The organism is Bradyrhizobium sp. NAS80.1, assembly GCF_001908205.1.
In the GTDB taxonomy this organism is placed as follows: domain Bacteria; phylum Pseudomonadota; class Alphaproteobacteria; order Rhizobiales; family Xanthobacteraceae; genus Bradyrhizobium.
The window spans coordinates 1-1031 of record NZ_LGHL01000380.1; the positions used below are offsets into that span (position 1 = coordinate 1).

The 1031-nt window shown below is 64.9% G+C and carries 2 protein-coding genes; both read left to right on the forward strand.

What is annotated here, in order from left to right; all coding sequences use genetic code 11:
• The first annotated feature begins 245 nt into the window (after nucleotides 1-245).
• Complete coding sequence (locus AC629_RS43625) at nucleotides 246-650, forward strand: DUF2946 domain-containing protein (protein WP_084810753.1); 405 nt, start codon at nucleotides 246-248, stop codon at nucleotides 648-650.
• A gap of 148 nt (nucleotides 651-798) precedes the next feature.
• On the forward strand, nucleotides 799-1031 hold a 233-nt coding region (locus AC629_RS48065; protein ID WP_143199931.1), incomplete at its 3' end, for a hypothetical protein.

A 1031-nucleotide genomic window follows, 5' to 3' on the forward strand; every position in this document is an offset into this window, starting at 1 on the left:
GCCATTTCCGTTCCGATGGAATCGGAACGGGGCTCTAGATTCTTGTTTTGACGCGTTTTCTTTACGCGAACCGGTATCCACTTCGCTCGAAAACGCTCTAAATTAGTTGCAGGAACGACACATCGGCTCGGCTGCCCGCGCCGGCCGGTCGGCCTGCGGTTGACATCCGTTCATCCTTCCTGCGATGTTACATTATAACATCGCGACGTCAGGGAATTGGCGCCTCGCGATGTGGGGTGCGTTGGATGAAGTGGTTCCGCTCGAATATCAGGCACGGCGCTCGGCTCGCACTGTTAGCGATGCTGGTGCAGTTCGCGCTGACATTCGGCCACAGCCACTGGTTCGCCCAGGCCGCCCCCCTCGCCCAATCCTCGCTCCAACGGACGGACAGCACCAAGAGCATTGCTCCAACCGACCGCGCAACGGTCAAGAAGCAATCGCCCGCGGGCCCTGAGCGGGAGCAGCCGGGCGAGGACAATTGCGCGATCTGCGCCGTCGTCGCGATGGCAGGCACGGTCTTGTTCGCGACGCCGCCTCTGCTGCAGCTGCCGCAGGCGATCGAGCTGCTCTACCGCACCACCGACGCCGAATTCATCCATCTGAAATCGGCCGGCACGGCGTTCCAGCCCCGCGCTCCTCCCGCGTCCTGACTTCCAACGCTTGATCACGCCCGGTTCGCCGCGCCAGAGGCGCGGACGATCGCCAGGGAGCAGTTGAAGTCGAAACCGTCGCGCCGCGACGGCAGGCCGCCTCCGATCAACAAACATCTTCCGGACGGCGCCTGACTGGAATCAGGGCATGTCATTCAAATTGCGACGCGCGCAGCGTCTGAGCGGAGCCAGCCTGCTCCTGCTCGGCGCCGCCGCCACCTCAGCGCTGGCTGAGGACAAGTCGGCCACCGAGATCCCCGCTGTCACCGTGACGGCCCCGAGCCCCATCGTGCACAGAGCGGTGGTGCCGTCTCGCAACCCGGGCCGCGCCACGCGAACTGCCCGGGCGCGAAGTCACCAACGTGCGGCCGAAGCCACGCC

Coding starts and splice junctions, on each gene's coding strand:
- AC629_RS43625 (WP_084810753.1), top strand. CDS start 246: ATGAAGTGGTTCCGCTCGAATATCAGGCACGGCGCTCGGCTCGCACTG.